This window comes from Amnimonas aquatica (assembly GCF_002943415.1).
GTDB classification, from domain to species: domain Bacteria; phylum Pseudomonadota; class Gammaproteobacteria; order Pseudomonadales; family Moraxellaceae; genus Perlucidibaca; species Perlucidibaca aquatica_A.
In genome coordinates this window covers 1-1,359 of the sequence record NZ_PTQZ01000324.1, presented here as the reverse complement: position 1 = coordinate 1,359, position 1,359 = coordinate 1, and the positions used below count along the sequence as shown (strand labels likewise).

Sequence of the window (1,359 nt, the reverse complement as noted above, 5' to 3'; positions counted from 1 at the left end):
CGCCGGCAGCAGCTGCCGCCGGCGCGCACGACAGGTCACGGCGACCGGACTTCAGACGCGCAGCCAGTTCGGCTCGGCGTACCACGAGGCGAGAATGTGGCAGGCCGCGGTGGAGTCCAGCGAAGGCAGGCGGCCGCGCCGCTGCTGGCCGACCTCGGCCAGCGTGGCGCGGGCCTCGCGCGTGCTCAGGCGTTCATCCTGCCGGTACACCGGAATCCTCGGATAGCGCGCGGCCAGACGCCGCGCGAACTTCAGCGCCAGGTGGCTGAGCTCGGAAACGCTGCCGTCCATGTTGAGCGGATTGCCGACCACCAGTGCCTGCGGCTGCCACTCGCGCACCAGCGCATCGACCGAGTCCCAGTCGGGAATGCCGTCGCGCGCCGGCACCGGCGTCAGCGGCGTGCCCACGGCGGTGATCACCTGGCCGCTGGCCACGCCCATGCGCTTGGTCCCGAAATCGAAAGCCAGCAGGCGCTCGGGCAGCTCAGCCACGGCGATTTCCGAGCGGCTCAGGCATGTCCGACCTCGTGCGACATCAGTCGCCAGTCCAGGCCGAGCTGCTTGATCGCCTCTTCCCAGCGCGTCTCGTAAGGCAGCTCGAACAACACCCGCTCCGACGCCGGCGCGGTCAGCCAGGCGTTGTCGGCCAGTTCCTGCTCGAGCTGGCCCGGCGCCCAGCCGGCGTAGCCCAGCGACACCAGATAGTCCTCCGGGCCGTGACCCTGGGAAATGGCGTCGAGCACATCACGCGAATGGGTGATGGCCAGGTCTTCGCCGCTGAGCAGCGTGGATGTCCACGGCCCGTGGCCGCGGTGCAGCACGAAACCCAGCTCCGGGTGCACCGGCCCGCCCACCAGCACCGGCTGCTCCGGTCGCGCCAGCGGCTTCAGCGGCGGCAGGCGCATCTCCTGCAGCAGGTGATCGAAGCGTACATCGCTGGGGTGGTTGACGATGAGCCCGGCGGCGCCCTCCTTGTCGTGCCGGAAGACATAGATCACGGCACGGCTGAAAAGGCCGTCATCGAGCTCGGGCATGGCGACGAGCAGCTGATTGGCGAGGTTCGCGTCTGGCAGGGTCATATCTGCACTATGGGGATGCCGGACGCGGGAGACAAGGGGCAGGCCCGCCCCGGGCGGGCATCGGCCAGCCGGCAAGCCACGCCGGTGGGGAGACTGACATTGACTCATGTCTGTTGCGCAGCTAGATTGACCAGCCGGTCACGACCTGTCATCCGGACAGGCGCCGCCCCTGGAGTCCGCCATGCCGTCCCCGCGTCCCGCCACCCTGCTCACCGGCGCCTCGTCCGGCATCGGTGCCGCCCTCGCCCCGCATTTCGCCCGCGAAGGCCGCAACACCCTG

2 protein-coding genes are annotated in these 1,359 nt (G+C 70.0%); both read right to left on the bottom strand.

The features are described from left to right. Positions 1-51: 51 nt before the first annotated feature. A complete protein-coding gene (gene ruvX, locus C5O18_RS09600; RefSeq protein ID WP_105193405.1) occupies positions 52-492 on the bottom strand; it encodes a Holliday junction resolvase RuvX in 441 nt (146 codons plus the stop codon). 17 nt (positions 493-509) lie between these two features. Further along, positions 510-1,079 carry a YqgE/AlgH family protein gene (locus C5O18_RS09595; RefSeq protein WP_105193403.1) on the bottom strand — a complete coding sequence of 190 codons (570 nt, stop codon included), beginning with the start codon at positions 1,077-1,079 and terminating at the stop codon, positions 510-512. Positions 1,080-1,359: the final 280 nt, after the last annotated feature.